The sequence below is a fragment of the Streptomyces sp. NPDC053048 genome (genome assembly GCF_044547045.1).
Classification (GTDB): domain Bacteria; phylum Actinomycetota; class Actinomycetes; order Streptomycetales; family Streptomycetaceae; genus Streptomyces.
Genome location: NZ_JBITZS010000002.1, coordinates 366,569 through 392,896, shown reverse-complemented (window position 1 = coordinate 392,896; position 26,328 = coordinate 366,569). Strand labels below are relative to the sequence as shown.

At 73.9% G+C, this 26,328-nt stretch carries 22 protein-coding genes; 15 read left to right on the top strand and 7 right to left on the bottom strand.

Annotation, left to right across the window (positions count from 1 at the left end):
- Positions 1-37 precede the first annotated feature (37 nt).
- The 7 genes from ureG to ACIG36_RS06560 all read left to right on the top strand — a co-directional run bounded on the left by ureG (position 38) and on the right by ACIG36_RS06560 (position 5,389).
- Positions 38-733: an urease accessory protein UreG gene (ureG, locus tag ACIG36_RS06590; RefSeq protein ID WP_399922973.1), complete on the top strand. Its 696-nt coding sequence runs from the start codon at positions 38-40 to the stop codon at positions 731-733.
- A 35-nt stretch (positions 734-768) separates the two neighbouring features.
- Entirely contained in the window at positions 769-1,566 is a 798-nt protein-coding gene (locus tag ACIG36_RS06585) for an urease accessory protein UreD (protein ID WP_399923982.1), read from the top strand.
- Between the two features lie 177 nt (positions 1,567-1,743).
- Positions 1,744-3,342, top strand: a complete 1,599-nt coding sequence (locus ACIG36_RS06580) for an alpha/beta hydrolase (protein ID WP_399922970.1) — start codon at positions 1,744-1,746, stop codon at positions 3,340-3,342.
- A gap of 207 nt (positions 3,343-3,549) precedes the next feature.
- On the top strand, positions 3,550-3,939 hold the full coding sequence (locus ACIG36_RS06575) for a hypothetical protein (protein WP_399922967.1): 390 nt from the start codon (positions 3,550-3,552) through the stop codon (positions 3,937-3,939).
- A complete protein-coding gene (locus tag ACIG36_RS06570) occupies positions 3,929-4,594 on the top strand; it encodes a pentapeptide repeat-containing protein (RefSeq protein WP_399922964.1) in 666 nt (221 codons plus the stop codon). Before ACIG36_RS06575 ends, ACIG36_RS06570 begins: the two co-directional genes overlap by 11 nt.
- A gap of 18 nt (positions 4,595-4,612) precedes the next feature.
- Positions 4,613-4,780 carry a hypothetical protein gene (locus tag ACIG36_RS06565; protein WP_399922960.1) on the top strand — a complete coding sequence of 56 codons (168 nt, stop codon included), beginning with the start codon at positions 4,613-4,615 and terminating at the stop codon, positions 4,778-4,780.
- 186 nt (positions 4,781-4,966) lie between these two features.
- A complete protein-coding gene (locus tag ACIG36_RS06560) occupies positions 4,967-5,389 on the top strand; it encodes an SSI family serine proteinase inhibitor (RefSeq protein ID WP_399922958.1) in 423 nt (140 codons plus the stop codon).
- Between the two features lie 23 nt (positions 5,390-5,412).
- On the opposite strand, the gene ACIG36_RS06555 is transcribed toward ACIG36_RS06560, so the two are convergent.
- The 5 genes from ACIG36_RS06555 to ACIG36_RS06535 form a co-directional block, all read right to left on the bottom strand.
- Positions 5,413-5,571 (bottom strand): hypothetical protein, encoded by a 159-nt coding sequence (locus tag ACIG36_RS06555; RefSeq protein ID WP_399922954.1) that lies wholly within the window; start codon positions 5,569-5,571, stop codon positions 5,413-5,415.
- A gap of 112 nt (positions 5,572-5,683) precedes the next feature.
- Positions 5,684-6,637, bottom strand: a complete 954-nt coding sequence (locus tag ACIG36_RS06550) for a cytochrome c oxidase assembly protein (protein ID WP_399922951.1) — start codon at positions 6,635-6,637, stop codon at positions 5,684-5,686.
- 102 nt (positions 6,638-6,739) lie between these two features.
- Positions 6,740-7,765, bottom strand: a complete 1,026-nt coding sequence (locus ACIG36_RS06545; protein ID WP_399922948.1) for a 6-phosphofructokinase — start codon at positions 7,763-7,765, stop codon at positions 6,740-6,742.
- Positions 7,766-7,881: 116 nt separating this feature from the next.
- On the bottom strand, positions 7,882-8,610 hold the full coding sequence (locus tag ACIG36_RS06540) for a type 1 glutamine amidotransferase (protein WP_399922945.1): 729 nt from the start codon (positions 8,608-8,610) through the stop codon (positions 7,882-7,884).
- 32 nt (positions 8,611-8,642) lie between these two features.
- Positions 8,643-9,881, bottom strand: coding sequence for a MurT ligase domain-containing protein (locus tag ACIG36_RS06535; RefSeq protein ID WP_399922942.1), 1,239 nt, complete (start codon positions 9,879-9,881; stop codon positions 8,643-8,645).
- A 166-nt stretch (positions 9,882-10,047) separates the two neighbouring features.
- On the opposite strand from ACIG36_RS06535, the gene def reads away from it, so the two are divergent.
- The gene (gene def, locus ACIG36_RS06530; protein ID WP_399922939.1) at positions 10,048-10,593 is read left to right on the top strand and encodes a peptide deformylase; all 546 of its coding nucleotides are present in this window, start codon (positions 10,048-10,050) and stop codon (positions 10,591-10,593) included.
- Positions 10,594-10,725: 132 nt separating this feature from the next.
- On the opposite strand, the gene ACIG36_RS06525 is transcribed toward def, so the two are convergent.
- On the bottom strand, positions 10,726-11,370 hold the full coding sequence (locus ACIG36_RS06525; RefSeq protein WP_399922936.1) for a TetR family transcriptional regulator: 645 nt from the start codon (positions 11,368-11,370) through the stop codon (positions 10,726-10,728).
- 151 nt (positions 11,371-11,521) lie between these two features.
- Here ACIG36_RS06525 and ACIG36_RS06520 point away from each other — a divergent pair, with 151 nt between their 5' ends.
- Positions 11,522-12,748, top strand: a complete 1,227-nt coding sequence (locus ACIG36_RS06520) for an acyl-CoA dehydrogenase family protein (RefSeq protein ID WP_399922933.1) — start codon at positions 11,522-11,524, stop codon at positions 12,746-12,748.
- Between the two features lie 183 nt (positions 12,749-12,931).
- A complete protein-coding gene (locus tag ACIG36_RS06515; RefSeq protein WP_399922930.1) occupies positions 12,932-13,522 on the top strand; it encodes a DUF4352 domain-containing protein in 591 nt (196 codons plus the stop codon).
- A gap of 17 nt (positions 13,523-13,539) precedes the next feature.
- Here ACIG36_RS06515 and ACIG36_RS06510 read toward each other — a convergent pair whose 3' ends face one another.
- On the bottom strand, positions 13,540-14,316 hold the full coding sequence (locus tag ACIG36_RS06510) for a 4'-phosphopantetheinyl transferase family protein (protein ID WP_399922927.1): 777 nt from the start codon (positions 14,314-14,316) through the stop codon (positions 13,540-13,542).
- A 416-nt stretch (positions 14,317-14,732) separates the two neighbouring features.
- Between ACIG36_RS06510 and ACIG36_RS06505 the strand changes: the two genes are divergently transcribed.
- The 5 genes from ACIG36_RS06505 (at position 14,733) to ACIG36_RS06485 (ending at position 26,242) form a co-directional block, all read left to right on the top strand.
- Entirely contained in the window at positions 14,733-17,594 is a 2,862-nt protein-coding gene (locus tag ACIG36_RS06505; RefSeq protein WP_399922924.1) for an AAA family ATPase, read from the top strand.
- Positions 17,591-20,260, top strand: a complete 2,670-nt coding sequence (locus ACIG36_RS06500) for an ATP-binding protein (RefSeq protein WP_399922921.1) — start codon at positions 17,591-17,593, stop codon at positions 20,258-20,260. Before ACIG36_RS06505 ends, ACIG36_RS06500 begins: the two co-directional genes overlap by 4 nt.
- Positions 20,257-23,013 carry a LuxR C-terminal-related transcriptional regulator gene (locus ACIG36_RS06495; protein ID WP_399922918.1) on the top strand — a complete coding sequence of 919 codons (2,757 nt, stop codon included), beginning with the start codon at positions 20,257-20,259 and terminating at the stop codon, positions 23,011-23,013. The genes ACIG36_RS06500 and ACIG36_RS06495 overlap by 4 nt, the downstream gene beginning before the upstream one ends.
- A 253-nt stretch (positions 23,014-23,266) precedes the next feature.
- Positions 23,267-24,463: a cytochrome P450 gene (locus ACIG36_RS06490; RefSeq protein WP_399922915.1), complete on the top strand. Its 1,197-nt coding sequence runs from the start codon at positions 23,267-23,269 to the stop codon at positions 24,461-24,463.
- A gap of 180 nt (positions 24,464-24,643) precedes the next feature.
- The gene (locus tag ACIG36_RS06485) at positions 24,644-26,242 is read left to right on the top strand and encodes a GMC oxidoreductase (RefSeq protein ID WP_399923979.1); all 1,599 of its coding nucleotides are present in this window, start codon (positions 24,644-24,646) and stop codon (positions 26,240-26,242) included.
- Positions 26,243-26,328: the final 86 nt, after the last annotated feature.

Sequence of the window (26,328 nt, the reverse complement as noted above, 5' to 3'; positions counted from 1 at the left end):
CCATCGGACACCCCCTGACCGATCCCCCGGAGGGACCATGCACCTCGACCACCCCGACGCCTACCCCCACCGCCACACCTACAGCGCCGCAGCTCCCCTGCGTCCCGACGGCAGCCGCCGCGCCCTGCGGGTCGGCCTCGGCGGGCCCGTCGGGTCCGGGAAGACCGCGACCGTCGCCGCACTGTGCCGGTCCCTGCGGGACGAGCTGTCCATCGCCGTCGTCACCAACGACATCTACACCCGCGAGGACGCCGAATTCCTGCTGCGCAACGCCGTGCTGCCGCCCGAGCGGATCACCGCCGTCGAGACCGGCGCCTGCCCGCACACCGCGATCCGCGACGACATCTCCGCCAACCTCGAGGCCGTCGAGGACCTGGAGGACGAGGTCGGCCCGCTGGACCTGGTCCTGGTCGAGTCCGGCGGCGACAACCTCACCGCCACCTTCTCCAAGGGCCTCGTCGACGCGCAGATCTTCGTCATCGACGTCGCCGGCGGCGACGACATCCCCCGCAAGGGCGGCCCCGGCGTCACCACCGCCGACCTCCTGGTCGTCAACAAGACCGACCTCGCCCCCCACGTCGGCGCCGACCTGGCCGGCATGGCCCGCGACGCCAAGGCCCAGCGCGGCCATCTCCCCGTCGCCTTCACGTCCTTGGCCGCCGAGGACGGCGTGGCTCCGGTGCGCGACTGGGTGCGCGAGCGACTCGCGGCGTGGACGGCCGCGGCGGCGTGACGGGCGTGACGGCGGCCGTCGCCCCCGCGCCCGTCCTGCCGGTGGAGGCGGCCCCGGCCCCGGAGCGCGGCCTGCGGGCCGTCGCGCGGATCGCGGCCACCGCCGACGGCAGGGGCGGCACGGCCCTGCCGGTGCTCGAGGGGGCGGGGCCCTTCGCGCTGCGCCGGCTGCGCCCGGACGGGCACGAGGCCCGCGTCGCGCTGGTGGGCGCGATGAGCGCGCCGCTCGGCGGCGACCGGCTCGGCCTCACCGCGGACGTCGGCGCGGGCGCCGCCCTGCGCTTCACCACCACGGCGGCCACCATCGCCCTGCCGGGGCGCACGGGCGAGGCCGCCACGTACGACACCCGGCTGACCGTCGCCGACAGTGCCACGCTGCGCTGGCTGCCCGAGCCGCTGATCTCGGCGCGCGGCAGCGACCTGCGCCAGAGCACCCGCGTCGACCTCGCCGCCGGCGCGCGCCTGGTGCTGCGCGAGGAGCAGGTGCTGGGCCGGGCCGGCGAACCCACCGGGCGGCTGACCACCCGGCTGACCGTGCGCCGCGCGGGCCGCCCGCTGTTCGACCAGGAGCTGTCGTACGGGCCGCGGGCCGCGGGCGGCTGGGACGGCGGCGCGGTGCTCGGCGGCCACCGGGCCGTCGGCCAACTCCTCGTCGTCGATCCCGCCTTCGAGGAGCACCCCCTCCCGGCACGTCCGCTCGGGGCGACGGCCGCGCTGACCCCGCTGGCCGGCCCCGCCGTCGTGGTCGGCGCGGTGGCGCGGGACGCACTGGCCCTGCGCACGATGCTGGATTCGGCGCTAACCCAGCTGAATGCCGTAATCCGGGCGTTCTAAAGGGTGTTGGGGCGAACAACGCCACATGTGGCGTTCTGTGTTTCGTCGCGTTTACGGGTTGGTAAAGAACGCCCGCAGACCCTGTCCTTTGTGTCATGGGAGGCGAAAGGATTCCCCCCTGCAGACCGCGTGATCATCGCCGGTTCCCGGCGACACACTCAGCAGGGGGATTCCTACGTGAGACCAAACGCGATATTCGGTGCGGCCGGCACCGTGGTGGCCGGCGCACTCGTCGCGGGCTTCCTGGCCGCCCCGTCGGCCGGGGCCGCCGACGCCGTTCCGGGCGGGGCCGCCGAGGCCAAGGGCGTGAAGATAGCCGCCGACCGCGCCGCCAAGGCCGGCATCAAGTGGCAGGACTGTCCTGCCGACTGGAACCTGGCCAAGCCCATCCAGTGCGGCTGGGTCACCGTGCCCGTCGATTACGCCAAGCCCAACGGCCGCACCATCAAGATCGCGGTGGACCGGGCCAAGTCCACCGGCACCGCCGCCGAGCGCCAGGGCTCGCTCGTGTACAACCCCGGTGGTCCGGGCGGCTCCGGCCTGTCCTTCCCCAAGCGGGTCACGACCGCGAACCCGATCTACGCCAAGATCGCCAAGGCGTACGACTTCGTCGGCTTCGACCCGCGCGGCGTCGGCCACTCCGCCCCGATCTCCTGCGTCGACCCCCAGGAGTTCGTCAAGGCCCCCAAGGCCGACCCGGTGCCCGACAGCGAGGCCGACAAGCGCGCCCAGCGCAAGCTGGCCAAGGAGTACGCCGACGGCTGCGCCGAGCGCAGCGGCGACCTCCTGCCGTACCTCACCACGCCGAACACCGCCCGCGACGTGGACGTCATCCGCGCCGCCCTCGGTGACAAGAAGCTCAACTACCTCGGCGTCTCCTACGGCACCTACCTCGGCGCCGTCTACGGCACGCTCTTCCCGACCCACGTCCGCCGCCTGGTCGTCGACAGCGTCGTCAACCCGGCCCAGGACAACATCTGGTACAAGGCCAACCTCGAGCAGGACATCGCCTTCGAGGGCCGGTTCAAGGACTGGGAGGAGTGGGTCGCCAAGAACGACGCCTACTTCCACATCGGCGACACCCGGGCCAAGGTCCACCAGGAGTGGGAGAAGCTCCGCGCCGCCGCCAAGAAGCAGCCCGTGGGCGGCCTCGTCGGCCCGGCCGAGCTGATCAACTTCTTCCAGGGCGCCGCGTACTACGACCGCTCCTGGGTTCCGGTCGCCGAGACCTGGAAGAAGTACCGCGCCGGTGACACCAAGGCCCTCGTCGAGGCCGCGGGACCGGACCTGTCGGACAAGGCCGGCAACATCGCCTCCGAGAACAGCAACGCCGTCTACACCGCGGTGGAGTGCGCCGACGCCAAGTGGCCCACCAGCTGGAACAAGTGGAACCGCGACAACACCCGCATCCACCGCCAGGCGCCCTTCATGACCTGGGCCAACGCCTGGATGAACCTGCCCTGCGCCACCTGGAAGGGCCCGCAGTACAACCCGATCGAGGTCACCACGCACAAGGGCCTGCCCAAGACCCTCATCGTGCAGGCCGACCGTGACGCCGCCACCCCCTACGCGGGCGCGGTCGAGCTGCACAAGCGCTTCCGCGGCTCGCAGCTGATCGTCGAGAAGGGCGCCGGTTCGCACGGTGTCACGGGTCTGACCAACCCGTGCATCAACGACCGCGTCGACGCCTACCTCCTCACCGGCAAGACCGACGGCAAGGACGTGACGTGCGCCCCGCACGCCACCCCGCAGCCGCCGAAGGCCGCGACGAAGTAAGGCACTTCGAGGAAACAGGTACCCCGCTTCACCGCAGGGCACGACTGCGCCCCGGTCCGTTCACGGACCGGGGCGCAGCACTATGTCACGACCGGGCCCCCGCGGTGACCGGTTCGGCCGATCCGGGCCGGAACCGGCCCGCCGACTGGCAGGTTGCCGGAAACGGCCCGGGAGCGCGCCCGGCGCGGGGCCGGGGAGGAGTGGCCGGTGGGCGTGGGGATCGCGTGCCTGTGGGCGCTGCTGGGTGCGGCGCTGATGGAGTCGACCCAGCTGCTGATGGCGACCGGTGTCGCCTGCGGCTTTCCCTGGAAGCACGACGGCCGGCCCGCGACCGGCCCGTACGCGGCGGCGCTGGGGTTCCGGCTGGGGACGGCAGTCGGTCTGGTGGCGCTGCTGGCCGCCGTGCACCACGTCCAGACGCCGGTCTTCGCCTCCGGCCTGGGCGCGTTCGCCCCCATAGCGCTGATCCGCCTGGCCAGGCTGGGGCCCGTGCCCGTCCCGGCCGTACCCGGCCTTCCGCCCCGGGGCGAGAGGCGGCCGGGCGAGGGCGGCACGGCGGCGGACGCCCGGCGCGGAGGGACCGTCGATGCCCGCTGACACCTTCGCGGGCAGGGTCCGCGCGATGCTCGCCGGGACCGCACCGCGGCCGCTCGCCGCAGCCACCCTGACCGGGCGCCGGCCCTGGTGGTGGGCGGCGCTCGCCTTCCGGCCGGTACTCGACGTCCGTCCGGGCGCCCGGCTGGACCGGACCGACCTCCGGGGAGCCGACCTGCGCGGCACCGCCCTCGTGCGAGCGAGCCTCGTGCGGGCTGCCCTCGACGGCGCCGACCTGTCCGGCGTGGACGCCACCGGCGCCGAGCTCGGCGGCGCCCGGCTGCGCCGCGCCCGGCTGGCGGGGGCCACCTTGAACCGGGCACGCTGTCAGGCCGCCGACCTCACCGGTGCCGAGCTCGGCGGCGCCCGGCTGCGTGGCGCACTGCTCACCGGCGCCGACCTGACCGGCGCTCGCCTGCGGGCGGCCGAACTCGCCGACGCCGACCTGAGCGGAGCACTGCTGCAGGACGCGGACCTCACCGACGCGGACCTGGCCGACGCCCTGCTGGACGGGGCCCGGTGGTCACTGCGCACCACATGGCCGGCGGAACTGTGTGCCGGCGTCTGGCAGCGCTCGGACGAGGTGGCGCCCGGACTCTTCCGCGTCCGGGGCGAGCACGTCCCGGACGTACCGCCGGAGGCCCCGTACCGGGCGTGAGCGACGACTGCCGGAGAAGTGGTCGCGTACGCCCGCACGGGCAGGCGGCGGTCGGCGGAGTGGTCGCGTACGCCCGTACGGGCGGGCGGCGGTCGGCCGGGTGGTCGCCTGCGCCCGCACCGGCAGGCGACGCTCGGCCGGGTGGTCGCCTACGCCCGTACCGGCGGGCGGCGGTCGGCCGGGTGATCGCCTGTGCCCGCACGGGCGGGCGGCGGTCGGCCGGGTGGTCGCCTGCGCCCGTACGGGCGGGCGGCGGCCGACCGGGTGGCCGTGCACCCCCACACGGGCGATGGGCCGGTGCGGCCGCTTGCCGCGCCCGGCCCGCCCGCGATGCCCTGACCCGGCACCGTCGCGCCACCGGGAGGCACATCCATGTCCGTCCGCACCACCACGGCCGCAGCGGCGACCGCGACCGCGCTGCTCACCCTGCCCCTGGCCCCGGCGACCGCCCACGAACAGGACGAGGGGCGGCTCTTCCTGACGCTCTCCGGCGCCCAGAACACCTGGATCCGCGGCGTACGGCTCAGCTGCCCCGGCCCGGCCGGCCACCACCCGCACGCCGCCGACGCCTGCAAGCGCCTGGGCCAGGCCGCGGGCCGGCCGGACGCGCCCCAGCACCAGCCGCCACCCCAGCCGCAGCCCCAGCCCGGCGCCAAGCCGGCGTGCACCGGCGTGGAGGACCCGGTCACCGCGACCGCCGACGGGGACTGGCGCGGCAGCCAGATCGCCTGGCGCCGCACCTTCCCCAACCCCTGCGCCCTCGAGGCCGCGACCGGCCCCGTCTTCCGCTTCTGAACCCGCCCGGCCCCGGGCCTCTCTCACGTCCCGCGCGCCGCCAGCGTCCCCAGGGTCGTCAGCCCCAGCACCACCCAGGCGAACCACAGCCACCCGTTGCTGCCCAGCGTGACCGTGTAGGCGGTCACCAGGACCAGCCCCCCGACGGTCAGGGCCGCCATCGCCTTCGCCGATCCGGGCATCGCCGCACCTCCTCACGGCGGTCCGGGCGCCACAACGCGACGGACCGCGGCCAGGAGACCATGGTCTCCCCGCCGCGGTCCGCACCGCCATACCGCCGACCGGCCGGGCCGGTCACCGCGCCCGGGTGTTGAGCGAGGCCAGATAGGCGTTGTAGGCCTCCAGCTCCTTGTCGCCGTCCCGGTCCGCGGCCCGGTCGCTGCGCCTGGCCTGCCGCTGCTCCGACCGGTACCACTGGTAGACCAGCGCGAGCAGCACCACCACCGAGGGGATCTCGCTGAACGCCCAGGCGATGCCGCCGCCCGCCTGCTGGTCGTCCAGCGGGTCGATGCCCAGCGAGGCCGGCGGGTGCATATAGGTGCCGATCATCGGCTCCGAGGCCATCATCAGCGCGATGCCGAAGAACGCGTGGAAGGGCATGCCCGCGAACAGTTCCAGCATCCGCATCACATAACCCGGCCGGTGCGGGCCCGGGTCCACGCCCATGATCGGCCAGAAGAACACCAGGCCCACGGCCAGGAAGTGCACCATCATCCCGATGTGCCCCGGCTTGGACTCCATCAGGAAGTCGAAGAGCGGGGTGAAGTACAGGGCGTACAGGCTGGCGATGAACAGCGGGATCGTGAACGCCGGGTGGGTGATCACCCGCATGTAGCGGCTGTGCAGCAGGGCCACCAGCCACTCGCGCGGCCCCTTGCGCCCGCGCCCCGCCGCCGGCAGGGCCCGCAGCGTCAGCGTCACGGGCGCGCCGAGCAGCAGCAGGATGGGGGAGAGCATGCTGATCACCATGTGCTGCACCATGTGCACGCTAAACATGACCATGCCGTAGTCGTTGAGCTTGGTGCACATCACCAGCGCCACGCTCAGCACACCGAGGACGAACGCCACCACCCGGCCCCACGGCCACGCGTCCCCGCGCCGCCGCAGCCGCACCACGCCCCAGCCGTACAGGCCCAGACCCAGCAGGCAGCCGATCATGAAGAACGGTTCGCTACTGAACTGCAGACCCCGCTCCAGCGTGAACGGCGGCATGTCCATATGCATCATGCCGTGCCCGCTGTGATCCATCCGCTCTCTCCCATTTCGCACCAATGCGCCGGGACCAGAGTAGAGGCGCCCCGGGCCCGGTCCACGGGCGGGGGCGTCACCGGCCGAGCGGCCGGGACGGGCTCACAGCACGCACTCGGCCTCGGCGTAGCGCTCCACGGGCACCGTCTTCAGCCGCTCGACCGCCTCCGCCAGCGGCACCAGCGTGATGTCCGTGCCGCGCAGCGCCGTCATCATCCCGAACGCGCCCAGGTGCGCCGCCTCCACCGCGTGCCAGCCGAAGCGGGTGGCCAGCACCCGGTCGTACGCGGTGGGGGTGCCGCCGCGCTGCACATGGCCCAGGATCACCGGCCGCGCCTCCTTGCCCAGGCGCCGCTCCAGCTCGACGGCCAGCTGACGGGCCACACCGGTGAACCGCTCGTGCCCGTAGACGTCGGTGCCGCCGGTCTCGAACTCCATCGTGCCCGCGCGCGGCTTGGCGCCCTCCGAGACCACCACGACGGCGAACCGCTTGCCCGCGGCGAAGCGCCTGCCGACCACCTCGGTGAGCTCGTTGATCGAGAAGGGGCGCTCCGGCACCACGATCGCGTGCGCCCCGGCCGCCATGCCCGACTGCAGGGCGATCCAGCCGGTGTGCCGGCCCATCACCTCGACGATCAGCACTCGCTGGTGCGACTCGGCGGTCGTCTTGAGCCGGTCGAGGGCGTCGGTCGCCACTCCCACCGCGGTGTCGAAGCCGAAGGTGACGTCGGTCGACGCGATGTCGTTGTCGATCGTCTTGGGCACGCCGACGATCGGCAGCCCGGCGTCGGACAGCAGCCGCGCCGCCTTCAGGGTGCCCTCGCCGCCGATCGGGATGACGGCGTCCAGGCCGAGGTCCGCCACATGCCGGCGGGCGCGCTCCACGCCGTCGCGCAGCTGGGCCGGCTGGACGCGCGAGGAGCCAAGGATCGTGCCGCCGGTGGCCAGGATGCCGGCCACGGCCTCCAGGTCCAGCGGGCGGTGGTCCGCCTCCAGCAGCCCCCGCCAGCCGTCGTGGAAGCCGATGACCTCGTCGCCGTGGTCGACGACGGCGCGGTGGACGACGGACCGGATGACGGCGTTGAGACCGGGGCAGTCGCCGCCGGAGGTGAGCACACCGATACGCATGACAGGGGGACCTTTTTGATCAGGGCCGTGAAGGCCGGAGACCGGACCGGACCCCGTCGTCCGGTGGAATCCCCGCCACCCTAGCCGTAGGGGGTGGCGGGGACCATGACCGTCCGCTATGCGGGCTGTGTCGCCGCCGCGATGCGCTCGGCGCGCAGCGCCTCGTACCAGCGGTCGTCGACCGGCGGCAGGGCGTTGACGTCCAGCGCCAGCTTGATCAGCAGGTCCGCGATGTGCGGGTTGCGGGCCATGACCGGGCCGTGCATGTACGTGCCGAAGACGGTGTCGTTGTACGCGCCCTCGGTGCCGTCACCCGTGCCGTTGCCCTTGCCGAACCGGACCCGGGCGAACGGGCGGGCCGTCGGGCCCAGGTGGGTGATGCCCTGGTGGTTCTCGAAGCCGGTCAGCGGGGGCAGGCCCAGCGGCTGGTCGATGTCGGCGAGCACGTCGCCGACGCACCGCTCGCCCTCGCCACGGGTGCTGATGACGTCCAGCAGCCCCAGGCCCTGCTCGCGCTGGCCCAGGTCGTTGATGAACTCGTGGCCCAGGATCTGGTACCCGGCGCAGACCGAGAAGACGATCGCCCCGTTGGCGACGGCCCGGTTCAGGCCGCCGTCCCGGCGCAGCCGCTCGGCCGCCAGGCGCTGCGGACGGTCCTCACCGCCGCCGATCAGGTAGATGTCCCCGGAGGTGGGGATCTGCTGGTCGGAGCGGACGTCCACCCGCTGGACGTCCAGGCGGCGCTGGTGGGCGCGCCGCTCCAGGACCAGGACGTTGCCCTGGTCGCCGTAGGTGCTGAGCAGGTCGGGGTAGACCCACACCACACGCAGACTGTTCTGGCTCATGCTCACAATCCTTCAGTGCCGTCGGTGGGTCGTCAGTTGCCGACGCGGCGGCGGATGTCCTGGAACGCCGTGTAGTTGGCGATGACCTCGATCTTGCCGGGCGGGGCCATCTGCACGGCCTCGTCGACGGTCTCGCAGACCCGGAAGTCCACGCCCGCGACCTCCAGGCGCACCGCCAGGTCCAGCTTGCGGTCGCCGATGACCATGATCGGGTGACCGGCGAGGCGGGTGTAGTCCACGTCCCACAGCCACGAGGTGTCGGTGCCGTCCGCGCCGCGGGCGTTCACCGACAGGATCACCGGCGCCGGCGGCCCGTCGATCAGCGAGAACGTCTCCAGCCAGCCGGCCGGGTTCTTCGCCAGCAGCAGCCGCACCTCACGGTCGAGGAAGGTCACCACGTCGTACCGGCCGGCCACGGCCTGCACCTGGTACATCCGCTCCAGCGCCACCTGCGGGGGCACCCCGAAGGTCGCGGCCACGGCGGCCGAGCTGGTGGCGTTGGCCTTGTTGGCCCGGCCCGGCAGCTGCAGGTGGATGGGCCACGCGGAGCCGTGCGGGTCGAGGACGTAGTCGCCCGACAGCGCCCAGCTCGGCGTCGGCCGCCTGAAGCCGCACTCGCCGCAGAACCAGTCGTCGCCCGGACGCTGCATCACGCCACCGCAGGAGGGGCACGACCAGGCGTCGTCCTTCCACTCCTGGCCGGCCGCCACCCACACCACGTTCGGCGAGGAGGAGGCGGCCCACACGATCAGCGGGTCGTCCGCGTTCGCGATCACCACGGCCTTGGTGCCGGCCAGGCCCTCGCGCCACTTCTCGGCCAGCATGCGGGTCTCCGCGGCGCGGTCGAGCTGGTCGCGCGAGAGGTTCAGTAGCGCTATGGCCTTCGGCGAGGTGTCGCGCGCGACGCCCGCCAGGTACTTCTCGTCCACCTCGATCACGGCGTAGCGCGCGTCCGAGCCGCCCGCCAGGGCCGAGGTGATGCCCGCGGGCATGTTCGCGCCCAGCGCGTTGGACACCACCGGGCCGCTGGCCCGCAGCGCCTCGGCGATCAGCCGGGTCGTGGTCGTCTTGCCGTTGGTGGCCGACACCAGGACCACGTCCAGGTGGGTTGCCAGCCGGGCCAGCAGGTCGGGGTCGAGCTTGAGCGCGACCTTGCCGCCGATCACCGACCCGCTGCCGCGGCCCGCGGCCCGCGACACCGCCGCAGCCGCCTTGCCCGCCGTCACGGCCAGCTTGGCCCGCGGCGACAGCGGCCCCGAGTTGCCTGCCATCGTCCTAGATCCTCCTTGCATCCGGCGCCCCGCCTGTATACCTGGTCAGCCGGTGGAACGCCCCCTCCGTGCCGAGCGCCGGCCAGGAGGCTTCGGTCGGGGATCAGCCTATCGAGATCCGGCCGTGGGCCCGAACCCACCATCAGCTGAACGTACCCTTGGGCCCATGCGAAGAGGCACGATTCCCGGCAGTTCAGGACGCGTGCGGCCCATGAGGCTGCTCGGAGACCGGGGTCTGGCCGCGCCCTGCGAAGAGGTCGAGGAGTTCGACGACGCCCTCGCCGGGCTCGTCGAGGACATGTTCGCCACGATGTACGCGGCGGGCGGGGTGGGGCTCGCAGCCAACCAGATCGGTGTGCCCCTGAGGGTGTTCGTCTACGACTGTCCCGATGACGACGATCAGCGGCATCTGGGGCATTTGATCAATCCGCGGCTGGTGTCCGCGGAGGGTGTCGTGGTGCGGGGCCCCGAGGGCTGCCTGTCGCTGCCCGGCATCGAGGCGGGCACCCCGCGTTTCGACGAGGCCGTCGTCGAGGGCTTCAGGGCGGACGGCACCGCGGTGCGCGTCAGCGGCACCGGGTTCTTCGCGCGCTGCCTGCAGCACGAGTGCGATCACCTGGACGGGGGGCTGTACGTCGACCACCTGTCGGGGTGGCGACGCCGGCGCGCGCTGCGTGCGGCGCGGCGGGCGCCGTGGATGGTTGCCGGGTAGGTCTTTTCCCCACCCCGCCCCTTCCCGTAACCGGGGGCGAGCCCCCGGACCCCGTTGGCCTCAATCGCCGGCCGGGCTTTTCGGCCCGGCCGGCGATTGAGGCCTTACGGGAAGGGGCGGGGTGGGGAAAACTCAGAACCCCGGTCCCCCCGGCAGGTCGCCCGACGTGGCGAGGCGGCCCCAGAGGAGGTCCGCCAGGTGGCGGACCAGCAGGCCGCGGGCGTAGGGGCGCTCGCGGAGCCACCAGTCGCCGGCCGCGTGCATCATGCCGACGATGCCGTGGCCCCAGGCGCGGGCCAGTTCCTCGCCGTCCTCGCCCAGGTCCACGCGCTCGGCTATGACCTGGGCCAGCTCCTCGCCCATGCGGCGCAGCAGGGGCGCGGAGTGCCGGCCCACGTCGAAGCCGTGCTCCGCGGGGGTGCCCTCGTCGGCGGGGTGCATCAGGAAGCGGTAGACCTGCGGTCGCGCCTCTATCGCCGCGAGATAGGTGTCCAGGGTCGTCTCGACCCGCTCGCGCCGGTCCGTCGGCGCGTCCAGCGCCGACCGCAGGCCGGCCAGCAGGGCGTCGGTGTGGCGGACGGCCAGCGCCCGGTACAGGCCGCCCTTGTCGCCGAAGTGGCGGTAGAGGATCGGCTTGGTGATCCCCGCCTCGGCGGCGATCGCGTTCATCGACGCCCCCGGCCCGTCCCGCAGCACCACACGGTCCGCGGCCTCCAGCAGTTCCCTGCGCCGTTGATCCGCCGCCCGCTGCTGATCGTCCCGCTGACTGGTCTCCATAAAGACGTGCCTCCCCGCCCAGTGATTCATAACGCCTGCGCAACGTAACACCCGCTCCACGGAGCGGATTCGGAGGGCAGGGGAGTTGACACCTGCTACTGGTGAGTAACAGACTCATGTTACCGCAAGTAATGAGCGCCTGGAGGGGGACATGGGCGAGTTCGCGCTGGAGTTGAACGACGACCAGAGGGAAGTCCGCGACTGGGTCCACGGCTTCGCCGCCGACGTCATGCGCCCGGCCGCCGCGGAGTGGGACGAACGCGAGGAATTCCCCTGGCCCGTGGTGCGCGAAGCGGCAAGGATCGGGCTGTACTCGCTGGACTTCTACGCGCAGCAGTTCCTCGACCCCACGGGTCTCGGCGTCCCCCTCACGCTGGAGGAGCTGTTCTGGGGCGACGCGGGGCTGGGTCTGGCGATCGCCGGCACCGGGCTCGCCGCGATCAGTGTCTTCACCAACGGCACCGACGAGCAGATCGGCACCTGGGTGCCGCAGATGTACGGTGACGCGAACGACGTGAAGATCGCCGCGTTCTGCTCCTCCGAGCCCGACGCCGGCTCCGACGTCGCCGCGATGCGCACCCGGGCCGTCTACGACGGGGCCAAGGACGAGTGGGTGATCAACGGGACCAAGACCTGGGCCACCAACGGCGGGATCGCCGACGTCCACGTGGTGGTCGCGGTGGTCGACCCCGGGCTCGGGGCCCGCGGCCACGCCTCCTTCGTTGTCCCGCCGGGCACCCCGGGCCTGGCGCAGGGACAGAAGTTCAAGAAGCACGGCATCCGCGCCTCGCACACCGCCGAGGTCGTCCTCCAGGACGTCCGCGTCCCCGGCCACTGCCTGCTCGGCGGCAAGGAGAAGCTGGACGAGCGCCTGGCCCGCGCCCGCGAGCGTGCTGCCGGCGGCGGCGAGCGGGGCGGCAACGCGGCGATGGCCACCTTCGAGGCGTCCCGCCCGGCGGTCGGCGCCCAGGCCGTCGGCATCGCCCGCGCCGCGTACGAGGTGGCCCTGGACTACGCCAGGACCCGGGTGCAGTTCGGGCGGCCGATCATCGACAACCAGGGCGTCGCCTTCCAGCTCGCCGACATGCGCACCCGCATCGACGCCGCCCGGCTGCTGGTCTGGCGTGCCTCGTGGATGGCCACCGCGGGCAAGCCCTTCACGGCCGCCGAGGGCTCGATGTCCAAGCTCTTCGCCGGTGAGACGGCCAAGAAGGTCACCGCCCAGGCCATGCAGATCCTCGGCGGCAACGGTTTCACCCGCGACTACCCGGTGGAGCGGATGCACCGGGACGCCGCGATCTACACCATCTTCGAGGGCACCAGCGAGATCCAGCGGCTGGTGATCGCCCGGACCCTGTCGGGGATGCCGATCCGGTAGGGCGCATTCGTCCCCGTATCGGCGGGACGGCTGCCACGGTTTGATCACCTGTCTGTCACAGGAGCCCCACAGGACGCCCGACGGCGGAATCCGGCCCCGGTGTGCGGGTAAGAATGTGCACGTCAAGCAGCACATCGGGCAGCGCGTCAGCGGCTGCCGAGCACCACCACGGGGGATTCAGCAATGCGTCGTCAGCTCAGCACGGCCGCGATCGTCATAGCGCTCGCGGCCACCGCCACCGCCTGCAACAGCGACGGTGTCGACGCCAGGCCCGACAACAGCGCGGGCGCCGCGCAGAGCCAGGCGCCCAAGGACCCGGCGCCCGCGCCGGACAAGGGCGGTGCCGACAAGAGCGGTGACCTGGCCCTCGGGGGCACGGCCACGCTCAAGGCCAAGAACGGCGCCCAGGTCGCCGTCACCCTCAAGAACTGGGTCGACCCGGCCAAGAGCGACAACAGGTACATGCAGCCGTCTGCGGGCAAGCGCTGGGTCGCCGCCCAGTTCGAGATCTCCAACACCGGCACGGTCGTCTACGACGACGCCCCCCGTAACGGCGTGAAGGTCATCGACGACCAGGGCCAGACCTTCACCCACTCCATGGGGCAGACCACCTCGGGCCCCAACCTGCCCGCCACGGTCAAGCTCAAGGCGGGCGAGAAGGCCCTCGGCTACGTCGTGGTCTCGGTCGCCGAGAACTCCAAGCCCAAGGCCGTGACCTACACGCCGGACTCCGGGTTCGCCAAGGAGACCGGCCAGTGGATGGTCGCCAAGTAGGCGGCCGGGGCGCGGGTTCAGGCGGCGAGGCCCCTCGGGTCGAGCCGCCTGACGTCGTACCGGCTGTCGATCGCGCCGCGGACCGCCGCCGCGGCGTGGCCCGCGCCGACCGGCACGTCGACGATCGTCCAGCCGGCGGGCCAGGCGGGGGTGCCGGGGCCGCCGTTGCCGAGGTAGTCAAGGTCGGGGGAGCGGCCCAGGCCGGTGCCCAGGCCCTTGAGGTAGGCCTCCTTGCGCACCCACAGCCGGGTGAACACCGCGGCCCGCCGGACCGCGGGCGCGGCCGTGATCTCCTGGCGTTCGGCGGGGTGCAGGGCCGTGGAGACCTCGCCGACGGTGTGCGCGGCCGGGATCTGCTCGGTGTCCACGCCGACGGGCGCGGCGGCGACGCCGACCAGCACCAGGTTGCCGCCGTGGGAGAGCGAGAAGTGCGGGGCGCCGGGGGCGGCGAGGGCCGGCCTGCCGTGCGGCTCCCCGCAGCAGGGGCACTCCTCCCGGACGAACTCCACCTCGCCGGCCGGTACGTCCAGGTAGGCGCCCAGCAGCCGGCGCAGCATCAGGTGGGCGGCCACGTACTTGGCGCGGTCGACGGCGTGCACGAAGGAGGCCGCCCGCCTGCGCTCCCCTTCGTCCAGGGGCGACTGGTCGAGGGCCGCGGAGGCGAGCCACGGGTCGGGGGCGTGCAACAGCCAGAGGTCGAGGGCCCCTTCGGCCGGCCGGTCCAGGCGCCGTGGCCAGGGGACGTCGAGGGCGTTGCCCGAGCGGGTGGCGGAGTGGTCCAGATGTAGCTGCACAGGTCGCTCCGGTCTTTCGGTGACGGCCGGGACGGTGACGGCCGCGACGGACACCGGCCGGGGCAGCGCTGGGCGGGCGTACCCGGCCGGACGGGCAGAACGCCGCAGCGTACATGAGTCATATGTCTGTCGGATATCAGGCCCGCATGGGCCGTTCATTTTCGGGCTCAATGCGTCAAGAAGCGCAATTGCGTTGACAAAGGCCGCCTGTTGGGTACGGGCTGTGAAGGCGCGGCGACCCCGCGTTTGACGTTGGCCATTGCTCGGCCACATTCTGGCTCAAACGTGATGGGTCACCACGAGCTGTGCTGTTACCGTCGTTTCCGATCTTGTCCGTGCAAGTCGGCACCGGATGCCGGGCCTTGAGCACGGTGATCATCAGAGGTCGATTATGGCTTCATGAAAGAGGGAACGCCGTGGCGGTCAGGTTCGATACAGGTCAAGGCGATCCCCGGCACCTCGTCGGACGCGGCACCGAACTCGCCGCCCTGACCGCGCTCGCCGCCCGCGCACGGGCCGGCACCGCGCGGGCGGTCCTTCTCCGCGGCCCCGCCGGCATCGGCAGGAGCAGCCTGCTGGCCGCCGTCGCCGACCGCCTGCGCGCCGACGGCGTCACCGTCCGTCAGCACACCGCCCCCCGCCCCGCCCACGAGCACGCCGCCCCCGGTCGGCACACGCCCGCCCCCCGGTCCGAGGACCCCTGGGCGTCACGCGGCCAGGTACCAGCCGCCGACGCCCGCGACACCTACGCCGCCCACCGCCGCCTCTACGGGCACGTGACCTCCCTCATGGCCGACGGCCCCCTTGCCTTCCTCCTCGACGACGCCCAGTGGTGCCCCGAAGCCACCCTCAGACGCGTCGACTTCGTGCTGCGCAGAGCCGCCGCCCGGCCGCTGTTCCTGATCTTCGCCCAGCGCACCGACTGCGGCGGACCCGGCACCGGAGTCCTCGCCGAGATCCTCGGCCAGGGCCGCTGCACCCTGCTGGAACTCGGCCCCCTCGACGACACCGCCACCGGCCGCCTGGTCACCCGCACCCTCGGCGGCAGCCCCGACCGGAGCTTCGTACGGCGCTGCGCCCAGCTCACCGGCGGCAACCCCCAGTCGCTGCGACGGCTGCTGACCGCACTGCGCGAGAAGGGCGTCCGCCCCGACGCCGGCGGAGTCCAACGGCTCGAGGCCGCCGGCGCAGGCGTCCTCGCCTCCACGGTCCCCGACAGCCTGGCCGGCCGCCCGCGCCACGTACGCCAGGTGGCCACGGCACTCGCCGTTCTCGGCCGCGCCGACGAGGACCTGCTGGCCGTGCTCTCCGCCGTCGGCGGACAACGCCTCGCGGCCGCCGTCGAGACCCTGCGGCGCGACGAGGTCATCGTCCCCGGCCCGCCCGGCACCCCCCACACCATGAGCGAGCCCGTCCGCTCGGCCGTCCTCGCCGACCTGCCACCGGGCGAACTGCGGCGGCTGCGCGCCCGCGCCGCCCGGGTGCTCAACGACGCCGGCCACCCCGCCGCCGACGTCGCCGGCCAACTGGTGCGGCTGGAACGCCTCGAGGAGCCCTGGATGCTCGCCGTCCTGCGAGAGGCAGCTGCCGAGGCGCGCGGCCGGGGCGACACCGAGGCCGCGGTCCGCTACCTGCGACGCGTCCTGGACGCACGTCCCCACGACGCCCGCAGCCGGGAGATACGCCTCGAACTCGCCAAGGCCGCCGCCCCCCTCCGCCCGGCCGTGGCGCTGCGGCACCTGCGCCAGGCCCTCGAGGAGGCCGACGGCCCCCTGGAACGGGCGGCCGTCGCCGTCGAATACGGCATGGCCGCCCTCGGCACCCGCGGCGCACCCGACGCCGTCCGGGCGCTGGAGCACGTACTCGACGGCCTGCGCGCCCGGCAGGAGAGCGCACCCACCCCCGCCGTACGGGAACTGCGCACCTCCGTCGAGGCCGCGCTGCTGGTCACCGCCGTCAACCGCAAGGGCACCATGGCACCGGTCCGCGAGCGCGCCAGCTCCTGGCCCGTCCCCCAGGGCGACACCCCGGCCGAACGCAGGCTGCTGTCCGTCATGAGCGCCTACGCCGCCCTGGAGGACGGCCCGGCCTCCCGGGCCGCGGCACCGGCCCGCCGGGCCCTGCGGGTCGAGGAGGCCGCACCCGCCGGCTGGTGGGTGTTCGGCGCCTCCCTGGTCCTCGGCCTCGCCGACGAAGTGGACGAGGCCCTGGCCGGCCTGGAGCGCTCGATCCGCGACAGCGGCGCCCGCAACGAGCCGTGGATGCACGTCGCCGCGCTGGCCGGCCGCTCCCTGACCCTGCACGGCATCGGCGACGTCGCCGCCGCCACCCGCGACGCCCGCGAGGCCGTCGGCCTCACCGCGCACGGCGGACGCGCCGCCGGCTCGCCCATGCCCCACATCGCCCTGGCCAACGCCCTGCTGACCGGCGGCCGGCCCGAACAGGCCGCGGCCGCCCTCGACCGCGTCGGCACCCGCGGCCTGGACCGCGACATCTGGGAATGGCACCACTACCTCTACACCCTCGGCCGGATCCGCCGCGAACTGGGCGACCTCGAAGGGGCGCTCGAGCTGTGGCTGCGCTGCGGCGACAGCCTCGAGGAATCCGGCGTGCGCAACCCCGTCGTCGCCCCCTGGTGGCTGCCCGCCACCACCACCCTCGCCCGCCTGGGCCGCATCACCGAGGCCCGTGACCTCGTCGAGCGGATCACCCCCCGCGCCCGGCGCTGGGGAACGCCGCGCGCCCACGGCATGGGCCTGATCGCCGCGGCCACGGTCACTCCGGGCCGCGCCCGGCTGGAGCCCCTCGCCGAGGCCGTCGAGATCCTCGCCCCCTCACCCGCCCGCCTGGAGCACGCCAAGGCCTCCTACCTGCTCGGCCGCGGACTGCTGGGCCACGGCGACGCCCCCGGCGCCCGCCGCAACCTGCGCCAGGCCATCGAAGTGGCCACCCGCTGCGGCTATCAGTCCCTCGCCGCCGTCGCCCACACCGCGCTGGTCACCGCCGGCGGCCGCATGCCCCAGCTCGCCACCAGCCCGCTCGACTCCCTCACCGGCAGCGAGCGCCGCGTCGCCGCGCTCGCCCAGGGCGGAGTGAGCAACAAGGAGATCGCCGAAGCGCTGTTCATCACCCCCCGCACCGTGGAGATGCACCTGACCAACGTCTACCGCAAGCTCGACGTACGCGGCCGCGCCGACCTGCCCGGCGGCCTCGGCGACGTCCACACGCCGGGCCCCTGGGCACCGGCCACCGGGAGACGCGAGTGGAACCGCGGGTGACGGACGAGCGCCCGCCACGACGCCCGCCGGCCGGCACCACGGGCACGACGCCCGCCCTCGCCGGACGCGAACGGGAACTGGCGCTGCTGCGCGACCTGCTGCGCGGCGTCGCCGCCGGGCGCCCTGCGCTGGTCCAGGTGCGGGGCGCCACCGGAACCGGCCGCAGCGCGCTGCTGGAGACAGCCGAGCACCTCGCCCGGAACGCCGGCGTCCGCGTGGCCGCCGCCCAGGCGGCGTGGGAGGAGACCGGGCTGCGCCACGGCGTCGTCGCCCAACTGTGCGCCGCCCTGGCGTCCGCCCCCGAGCCGGGCGACCGCACCACGGAACTGTGCCGGGCCTTCGCCTCCACCGCCCGCCGCCACCCCCTGCTGATCGTCGTCGACGACGTCCAGTGGGCCGACGCCCCGTCGCTGCGCTGGCTGCGCGCCCAGGCCCGCAGGCTCGCCGGCGTCCCCCTGATGCTCCTGACCTCCCGCAGCACCGCCGCCCCCGCCGGCCCCGGCGACGACATCGAACCCGCCTCCCTGGACGACCCGCGCGACGTCCCGCACCACACCCTCACCCTCGGCCCGCTCTCCCCGGCACACGCCGGAGAGCTGCTGACCGCCGCCCTCGGCACGCCCGCCGACCCCGTGTTCCGGGACGCGGCCGTCCGCGCCACCGAGGGCAACCCCGCCCTGCTCCGCGCCGTGATCCGCCACCTCGCCCGCCACGGTCGGCTCCCGCACGCCGACCAGCTCCCGTACCTTGACGACTGCGTCACCGAAGCCCTCCGGGAACGCGCGGTACGCACCCTCGCCGCGCTCCCCGCCGACGTGCGGGCCGTCCTGCGCGCCGTCGCGGTGTGCGGGCCGCACGCCACCCCCGAAGCCGTCACCGCCCTGGCCGGCACCGGCACCACCGGCATCCGGCAGGCCCTGGAACTCCTGCGCGGCACCGGCCTGCTGACCGGCGGACAGCACCCGCTCCGGCTCGCACCCCGCGCGGCCGAGGCCGTGCTGGCCCGCATGAGCGCCGAGGAGCGCGAGGAACTGTACGGCCGCGCCGCCCAGCACGCCCACCGCGCGGGCGCCCCCGACGACGCCGTGACCGCCATGCTCACCGGCGCCCGCGTCCTGGGGCGCGCCCTGGGCGCCCCCTGGGCCGTCGACGTCCTGCGCCGCGAGGCCGCCCGCCACCGTGCCGCCGGCCGGCCCGCCGAGGCGGCCGGGCTGCTGCGCCGCGCCCTGCGCGAACCCATGGCCCCGCACCTGAGGGTGCGCACCCTGACCGAACTGGGCACCACCCTGCTGCCCCTGGACCCCGAGGCCGCCGACCGCCATCTGGGCCAGGCCCTGCGCACACCCGCCGACGCCGCCGCCGGACCGTCCTGGGTCCGCGCCGCCGACCTGCTGGTCGCCCGCGGCGACGCGGACCGGTCCCGGCCCCTGGTCGCCCAGGCCCTCGCCCGCAACAGCGTGCACCCCACCGAACGGTCGGCCCTGCGCGCGCTGCACGGGCTCGCCGGCCACGCCCGGCACGACCGGGAGCGGGCCCTGGACCTGCCCGCCGTACCCGACCTGCCCGAGCACCCCGGCGACCCCGCCGGGGCGGGTGTCGCCGCCTGGCGCGAGGCCCTGCGCGGCCGCGGCATCACCCGCACCCGCCGCTTCGCCCGCGCCGCCCTGGCCCCCGGGGCCCCGGGGGCCACCCCGCTCAGCCCCCAAGTCGCGGCCTGCCACGCCCTCGTCCTGACCGCCGACCTCGACGAGGCCCACGCCGGGCTCGACGCGGTGCTGCTGCGCGCCGAGCACGCCGGCCTGCCCGCCGTGGCCGCGGCCGCCCACGTCGTCAGGGCCCTGGCCCGGCTGCACGAGGGCAGACCCGAGGAAGCCGCCACCGCCCTGGACCGCGCCCGCGAAGCGATACCGCCGCACCCCCCGCACCCCGTCACGACCCCCCTCCTCGCCGCGCTGAGGGCCCTGACCCACCTCGCGCTCGGCGACACCACCGCCGCCGAGCGCGCCCTCGGCTCCGTCCGCGACAGCGGCACCGAGGACGGCATCGGCCGGTCCCACCTCCTCTACGCCCGAGGCCTCACCCACCTGGCCGCCGGGCACGGTGAGCGGGCGTTCGCCGACCTGCTGGAGTGCGGCCGCCTCCTGCTCGCCCGGCAGGTCCTCAACCCGGCCCTGCTGCCCTGGCGTTCGGCCGCCGCCCGAGCCCGCGGCCCGGCTCCGCACGACGCCACGGCCACCGCCCTGCTCACCGAGGAGCACCGGCTCGACCGGGCCTGGGGCGCGCGGCCCGGCCCGGCCGCCACGGCGCCGGCCGCCCCCGCCGGTCGGCGCCACGAACAGCCACCCACCGCCGCGACCCTGCCCATGGCCCCGGCTCCGCAGACCGCCGGTGCCGCACCCGCCCGGCCGCGGGCGACCGCGCGGCGGCGCACGACCGCGCCCGCTCCCGCGCGCCCCCGCACCGCGCCCGGCGGGCTGACCGGCGCCGAGGCGCGCGTCGCCGCCCTCGCCGCACGCGGCCTGGCCAACCGGGCCATCGCCACCGAGCTCTCGGTGACCCCCCGCACCGTCGAGCTGCATCTGACCAAGGTCTACCGCAAGTTGGGCATCCCCGGACGCCCGGAGCTGGCCGACGCGCTGCGGCGCGTACGGAAGGACACACCATGACACCCCTGCTCGACCGGCGGCACGAGCTGGACCTGATCACCGCGGCGCTGGCGACGGCCGCCGGCTCCGGAACCGGCTCGCTGCTGGTCGTCACCGGCGGCATCGGCATCGGCAGGACCGCCCTGCTGCGCGCCCTGCCCGGCCTCGCCCAGCGGCACGGCACCCGCACCCTCGCCGCGAGCGGCGCCCCCCTCGAGCAGGACCTGCCCTTCGGACTGGTCAGCCAGCTCCTCGAGCCCCTGTGCCCCGGCACGGCCCTCGAGCCGCCCGGTGCCGCCCCCTACGGCGACCTCCTCGCGCCCGTCGCCGAGGTCAGCGCCCGCGAGCCGCTGCTGCTGCTCGTCGACGACCTGCACTGGGCCGACGAGCCCTCGCTGCGCCGCCTCGGACAGCTCGTCAGGCGGCTGCCCGCCCTCCCCGTCACCCTCGCCGTCACCGTCCGCGAGGGTGAACCCGGCGCCGCGGAACCCCGCCTCCACGACATCACCGACCGCGCCGCGCACGTCCTGCGCCCCGCACCCCTCACCCCCGCCGGCACGGCGGCACTGGTGGCCGCCGCCTTCGGCCGGGCCGCCGACCCCGAGTACGCGACGGCCTGTCACGAGGCGACCGGCGGCAACCCCATGTTCCTGACCGCCACCCTCGCCGCCCTCTCCGGCACCGGCGACCCCGTCGCCGCCCGCGCCCACACCGTGCGCGAACAACGCCTGCCCGGCCTGCGCGAACGCCTCGCCGTCGCCCTGCGCTCCCAGCCCGGCCCGGTCCGCGAACTGGCCAAGGCCCTCGCTGTCCTCGACGACGGCACCGACCCCGACCTCGTCGGCCGCCTCGCCGGCCTGGACGCCCCCGGCCACCGGGAGGCCCTGGCCGCACTGCGCCGCCTGGGCCTGCTCGCCCCGGCGCCCGGCACGCGGTTCGTCCACCACGCCGTACACGACGCCGTCGAGGACTCGATGACGCCCGCAGAGCAGGAGGAGCTGCACACCTTCGCCGCGCTCCTGCTGCACCGCGGCGGCCACCGGGCCGAACAGGCCGCCGCGCAGCTCCTCGCCGCCACCTCCTGCCAGGACGACTGGGCGATGGACGTCCTGCGGGCCGCCGCCGACGCCGCCCGCTCGCGCGGAGCGCACGAGGAGGCCGCCCGCTACCTGCGCCGGGCCCTGCTGGGCAGCTCGCACTCCGGCCCCGACCGGGCGGCGCTCCTGGTCGACCTGGCCACCGTCGAGCGCGCCTTCGACCCGCCGGCCGCCGTCCGCCACATCTCCCAGGCCCTGCTGCTGCTCCCCTCCGCCGCCCAGCGCGCCGCGGCCGCCGTCCGCATCCCGCCCTCGCTGCTCGGCGGCAGCCCGCGAACCGTCGTCGAGGCGGTCGGCGACCTCGCCGGCGAACTGGGCGGGCCCGGCAGCCTCACCGGCGACGAACGCGAACTCGCCCTCGGCCTCGAGGCCCGGCTGCGCCACGTCGCCGTGACCGGCCCCGGCGGACTCCTCCACTGCGCCCCGCGACTACGGGAACTGGGCGCCGAGCCGTCGCTGCGCACCGCCGCCGAACGCGAACTGGTCACCGTCCTGCTGCACGGCGCCACCATGGCGCAGGGCCTGACGGCGGCCGAGGTCGCGCCGCAGGCGGAACGCGTCCTGCAGCACGAGCCCGCCCACCCCGACCACGTCCACACCGCCCTGCCCCTGCTCGTCCACACCCTGATCGCCACGGACTCCCTCGAGACGGCCGGCCCCTGGCTGGAGACCGCGCGCGAACGGGCCCGCCGGCAGCACGCCACCGTCCCGCAAGGGCTGATCGCCATCGAGCGCACCCATGTGCTGATGGCCCACGGCCGGCTCGCCGAGGCTCGCGCCTGCGCCGACGAGGCGCTGGAGCTGGGCGTCGCCCACTGGGCCACCCTGCAGTCGATGGCCGCCGTCGTCCTGGTCGCCATCGAGAGCCGCGACACCGAACTGGCCCGGCGCCTGCTGTCCTACCGCCCCGAGGGCACCGACCACGGCTACCGCCCCTCCTCGCTCCAGCTCCTGCGCGGCTCCTTCGCCGCACAGCGCGGCGACCTGCCCACCGCCCTGGAGTACTTCCTGGACTGGGGCCGCTCCGCCGAACGCGCCGACTGGCGCAACCCCGCCGTCTTCCCCTGGCGCACCTGGGCCGCCGGGCTGCACTACCGGCTGGGCCACCCGGACCGGGCCCACGACCTGATCGACGAGGAGTACGAGCGGGCCGTGGCCTGGGGCACCCCCGTCGCCATCGGCCGCGCCCAGCGCGTCAAGGGCGCCGTCACCGCGGGGGAGCGCGGCATCGAACTGCTGCGGGAGTCCGCGGCGACCCTGGAAGGGGCCGTCAACGCGCTGGAGCGGGCCCGCACCGCCCTGCTGCTCGGCCGCCGGCTGCTGCACGCCGGGCACACCGAGGCCGAGGCCCAGCTGCGCCGGGCCCGGGACCTGGCCCTGGTCTGCGGGGCGCCCTGGCTCGCCGAGGGCGCGGGACGGGAGCTGCGCACCCTCGCGGGCTCCCGGGAACGGCAGCCCGCCGCCGCGCTCACCAGAACCGAACGCCGCGTCGCCGGGCTCGCCGCGCACGGGGCGTCCAACAAGGAGATAGCCGAACGGCTGGCGGTCAGTTCACGCGCGGTGGAGAAGCACCTCACTCACGCCTACCGGAAACTGAACGTGGCCGGCCGCTCCCAACTCGGCTCCGTGGCCCACCTCCTGCCCGGCCCCGGACCGGCCGCCGCACCGGGCTTCTGACACCGTTCCGGGCGCGGCGGGGGAGGACCGTACCGAACCCCGCGCGCACCGTACCGAACCGAAGTGTCGCGGTACCTGTGGTAACCGAACCCCCGGCCCCGCCTCCACAGGGTTAACGACCGCGCGGTTTGTTTTCGTTGACATTCTTCACAGGGCCTCCATACGGTCTTTTCGGCAGGATCCACACCCCTGCCGCCATGCGTTGTGAATGTCCCGTGTGCCAGCCAAGTGCCATCCCTCGAAAGGGCGGAACATGACCCAGGCCGAACCGGTGACCTTTTCCACCGTTCGTGAGAACTACTTCGATCCGCCGGCCTGGACCCAGGAAGTACGCGAAAAGGAACCCATCACCCGCATGCGGTTCGCCGACGGTCACCTCGGCTGGCTGGTCACCGGATATTCCGCCGCGCGGGCCGTGTTGTCGGACCCCCGGTTCAGCGCCCGGGGAGAACTCAAGCACCAGCCCGTGCCCCGCGCCGCCACGATGGAGCGGACCCCGGCCGCGCCCCCGGGAATGTTCATCCAGCACGACGACCCCGAGCACCAGCGCTACCGCAAGCTGCTCACCGGACAGTTCACCGTCCGCCGCATGCGGCTGCTCACCGAGTGGATCGAGAAGACCACCCACGAACACCTCGACGCGATGGAGGCCCTGGGCTCACCGGCCGACCTCTTCGAGCACTTCGCGCTGCCGCTGCCCTCACTGGTGATCTGCGAACTGCTCGGCGTGCCCTACGCCGACCGCGAGCAGTTCCAGCGCGACACCGCGATCTGGAGCAGCTTCGGCCGGTCCACCGAGGAGGTCACCGGCGCCTGGGCCTCGCTCGGCGCCTACCTCCACCGGCTCGTCCTGCTCAAGCGCGCCGAGCCCGCCGACGACATCCTCAGCGGGCTGGTCGCCGCCGACCCCACACTCACCGACGAGGAACTGACCTCGATCGCCTTCCTGCTGCTGGTCGCGGGCCACGAGACGACCGCCAACCAGATCGGTCTCGGTCTCCTCGCGCTCTTCGAGAACCCCGCACAGCTCGCCGCGCTGCGCGCCGACCGCTCGCTCGTCGACGGCGCCGTCGAGGAACTGCTGCGCTACCTCAGCATCGTCCACCACGGCCCGACCCGGGCCGCCCTGGAGGACGCCGAGATCGAGGGCACGGCCGTCAAGGCGGGCGAGGTCGTCATGGTCTCCCTGGCCGCAGCCAACCGCGACCCCCGGAAGTTCGCCGACCCCGAACGGCTCGACATCACCCGCGCCGCCACCGGCCACCTCGCCTTCGGGCACGGCATCCACCAGTGCCTGGGCCAGCAACTGTCCCGCATCGAGCTGCGCGTCGGGCTGAACGCGCTACTGGACCGCTTCCCCGGGCTGCGCCCCGCCGTGCCCGCCCGGGAGATCCCGCTCCGGCACGACATGCAGGTGTACGGCGTGTACGAGCTGCCGGTGGCCTGGTGACGGGGCGTACGTCCCGGCCACGGCGCCCCCGCCGACGGCCGGCGCGTCGTTGAACGCCCGGTCGCTCACCTTCGTACACACGGACGTACAAGAAGCAATCAATTCCGAGCAGTTCCGGAAAGGTCAGGTACGAACAGCGTGGTAGAGAACCAGCACTTGTCGCGCCGCCGTCTGCTGGGCATGGCGGCCCTGAGCGCCGCCGCCGTCACCGGGGCGACCACCATCAGCACCGCGCCCCGCGCGCAGGCCGCCGAGAAGGCGGCCAACGGCTCCTTCGTGCCCGCCGTGGTGATCGGCACCGGCTACGGCGCCGCCGTCTCCGCCCTGCGGCTGGGCGAGGCCGGCGTCGAGACGCTGATGCTCGAGATGGGCCAGCAGTGGGACAAGCCGGGCGCCGACGGCAACGTCTTCACCAACATGCTCAAGCCCGACGAGCGCTCCAGCTGGTTCAAGAGCCGCACCGAGGCCCCGCTCGGCTCCTTCCTCTGGCTCGATGTGGTCAACCGGGACATCACCCCTTACGCGGGCGTGCTGGACCGCGTCAACTTCGACCAGATGTCCGTCTACGTCGGCCGTGGCGTCGGCGGCGGCTCGCTGGTCAACGGCGGCATGGCCGTGGTGCCCAAGCGCGCCTACTTCGAGGAGGTCCTTCCTCAGGTCGACGCCGCCGAGATGTACGACCGCTACTTCCCGCGCGCCAACTCCACGCTCCGCGTCAACCACATCGACAAGGGCTGGTTCGAGCAGACCGAGTGGTACAAGTTCGCCCGCGTCTCCCGCGAGCAGGCCGCCAAGGCGGGCCTGGGCACCACCTTCGTCCCCAACGTCTACGACTGGGACTACATGCGGCGCGAGGCGGCCGGCGAGGTCCCCAAGTCGGCGCTGGCCACCGAGGTCATCTACGGCAACAACCACGGCAAGCTGAGCCTGGACAAGACCTACCTGGCAGCGGCGCTGGGCACCGGCAAGGTCACCATCAGGACGCTGCACAAGGTCAGGACCATCAATCAACAGCGCGACGGCTCCTACGTGCTGACCGTCGAGGAGACCGACCCCTACGGCAAGCGCGTCGCGGCCAAGGAGATCTCCTGCAAGCACCTCTTCCTCGGCGCCGGCAGCCTCGGCTCCACCGAACTGCTGCTGCGCGCCCGCGACACCGGCGCGCTGCCGGACCTCAGCGGTGAGGTCGGCGCCGGCTGGGGCCCCAACGGCAACATCATGACCGCCCGCGCCAACCACATCTGGAACCCCACCGGCGCCAAGCAGTCCTCCATCCCCGCCCTGGGCATCGACGACTGGAACAACCCCAGCGCCCCCGTCTTCGCCGAGATCGCCCCGATGCCCGCCGGCCTGGAGACCTGGGTCAGCCTCTACCTGGCCATCACCAAGAACCCCGAGCGCGGCACCTTCGTATACGACAGCTCCACCGACCGGGCCAACCTCCGGTGGACCCGCGACCAGAACCGCCCCGCGGTCGAGGCCGCCCGGTCGCTCTTCGACCGGATCAACAAGGCCAACACCACGATGTACCGGTACGACCTCTTCGGCAGCAAGCTCAAGAACTTCGCCGACGACTTCTGCTACCACCCGCTGGGCGGCGTCGTCCTGGGCAAGGCCACCGACCTCTACGGCCGGGTCTCCGGTTACAAGAACCTATATGTAACAGACGGTTCACTCATTCCGGGTTCCATCGGGGTCAATCCCTTTGTGACAATTACGGCTCTGGCCGAACGGAACATCGAGCGAATCATCAAGCAGGACGTCGCCGCTTCCCGATAAGCGGCCGCGACCGTTCCGCATAGTGCAGAAAACGTGACGGTCGGCTTCCCCGAGCATGTCGGCAGTGGTTCAACGGGTTGATGGAG

Coding starts and splice junctions, on each gene's coding strand:
- ureG (WP_399922973.1), top strand. CDS start 38: ATGCACCTCGACCACCCCGACGCCTACCCCCACCGCCACACCTACAGC.
- ACIG36_RS06570 (WP_399922964.1), top strand. CDS start 3,929: ATGCCCGCTGACACCTTCGCGGGCAGGGTCCGCGCGATGCTCGCCGGG.
- ACIG36_RS06560 (WP_399922958.1), top strand. CDS start 4,967: ATGTCCGTCCGCACCACCACGGCCGCAGCGGCGACCGCGACCGCGCTG.
- ACIG36_RS06555 (WP_399922954.1), bottom strand. CDS start 5,571: ATGCCCGGATCGGCGAAGGCGATGGCGGCCCTGACCGTCGGGGGGCTG.
- ACIG36_RS06550 (WP_399922951.1), bottom strand. CDS start 6,637: ATGGATCACAGCGGGCACGGCATGATGCATATGGACATGCCGCCGTTC.
- ACIG36_RS06545 (WP_399922948.1), bottom strand. CDS start 7,765: ATGCGTATCGGTGTGCTCACCTCCGGCGGCGACTGCCCCGGTCTCAAC.
- ACIG36_RS06540 (WP_399922945.1), bottom strand. CDS start 8,610: ATGAGCCAGAACAGTCTGCGTGTGGTGTGGGTCTACCCCGACCTGCTC.
- ACIG36_RS06535 (WP_399922942.1), bottom strand. CDS start 9,881: ATGGCAGGCAACTCGGGGCCGCTGTCGCCGCGGGCCAAGCTGGCCGTG.
- def (WP_399922939.1), top strand. CDS start 10,048: ATGCGAAGAGGCACGATTCCCGGCAGTTCAGGACGCGTGCGGCCCATG.
- ACIG36_RS06525 (WP_399922936.1), bottom strand. CDS start 11,370: ATGGAGACCAGTCAGCGGGACGATCAGCAGCGGGCGGCGGATCAACGG.
- ACIG36_RS06520 (WP_399922933.1), top strand. CDS start 11,522: ATGGGCGAGTTCGCGCTGGAGTTGAACGACGACCAGAGGGAAGTCCGC.
- ACIG36_RS06515 (WP_399922930.1), top strand. CDS start 12,932: ATGCGTCGTCAGCTCAGCACGGCCGCGATCGTCATAGCGCTCGCGGCC.
- ACIG36_RS06495 (WP_399922918.1), top strand. CDS start 20,257: ATGACACCCCTGCTCGACCGGCGGCACGAGCTGGACCTGATCACCGCG.
- ACIG36_RS06490 (WP_399922915.1), top strand. CDS start 23,267: ATGACCCAGGCCGAACCGGTGACCTTTTCCACCGTTCGTGAGAACTAC.
- ACIG36_RS06485 (WP_399923979.1), top strand. CDS start 24,644: ATGGCGGCCCTGAGCGCCGCCGCCGTCACCGGGGCGACCACCATCAGC.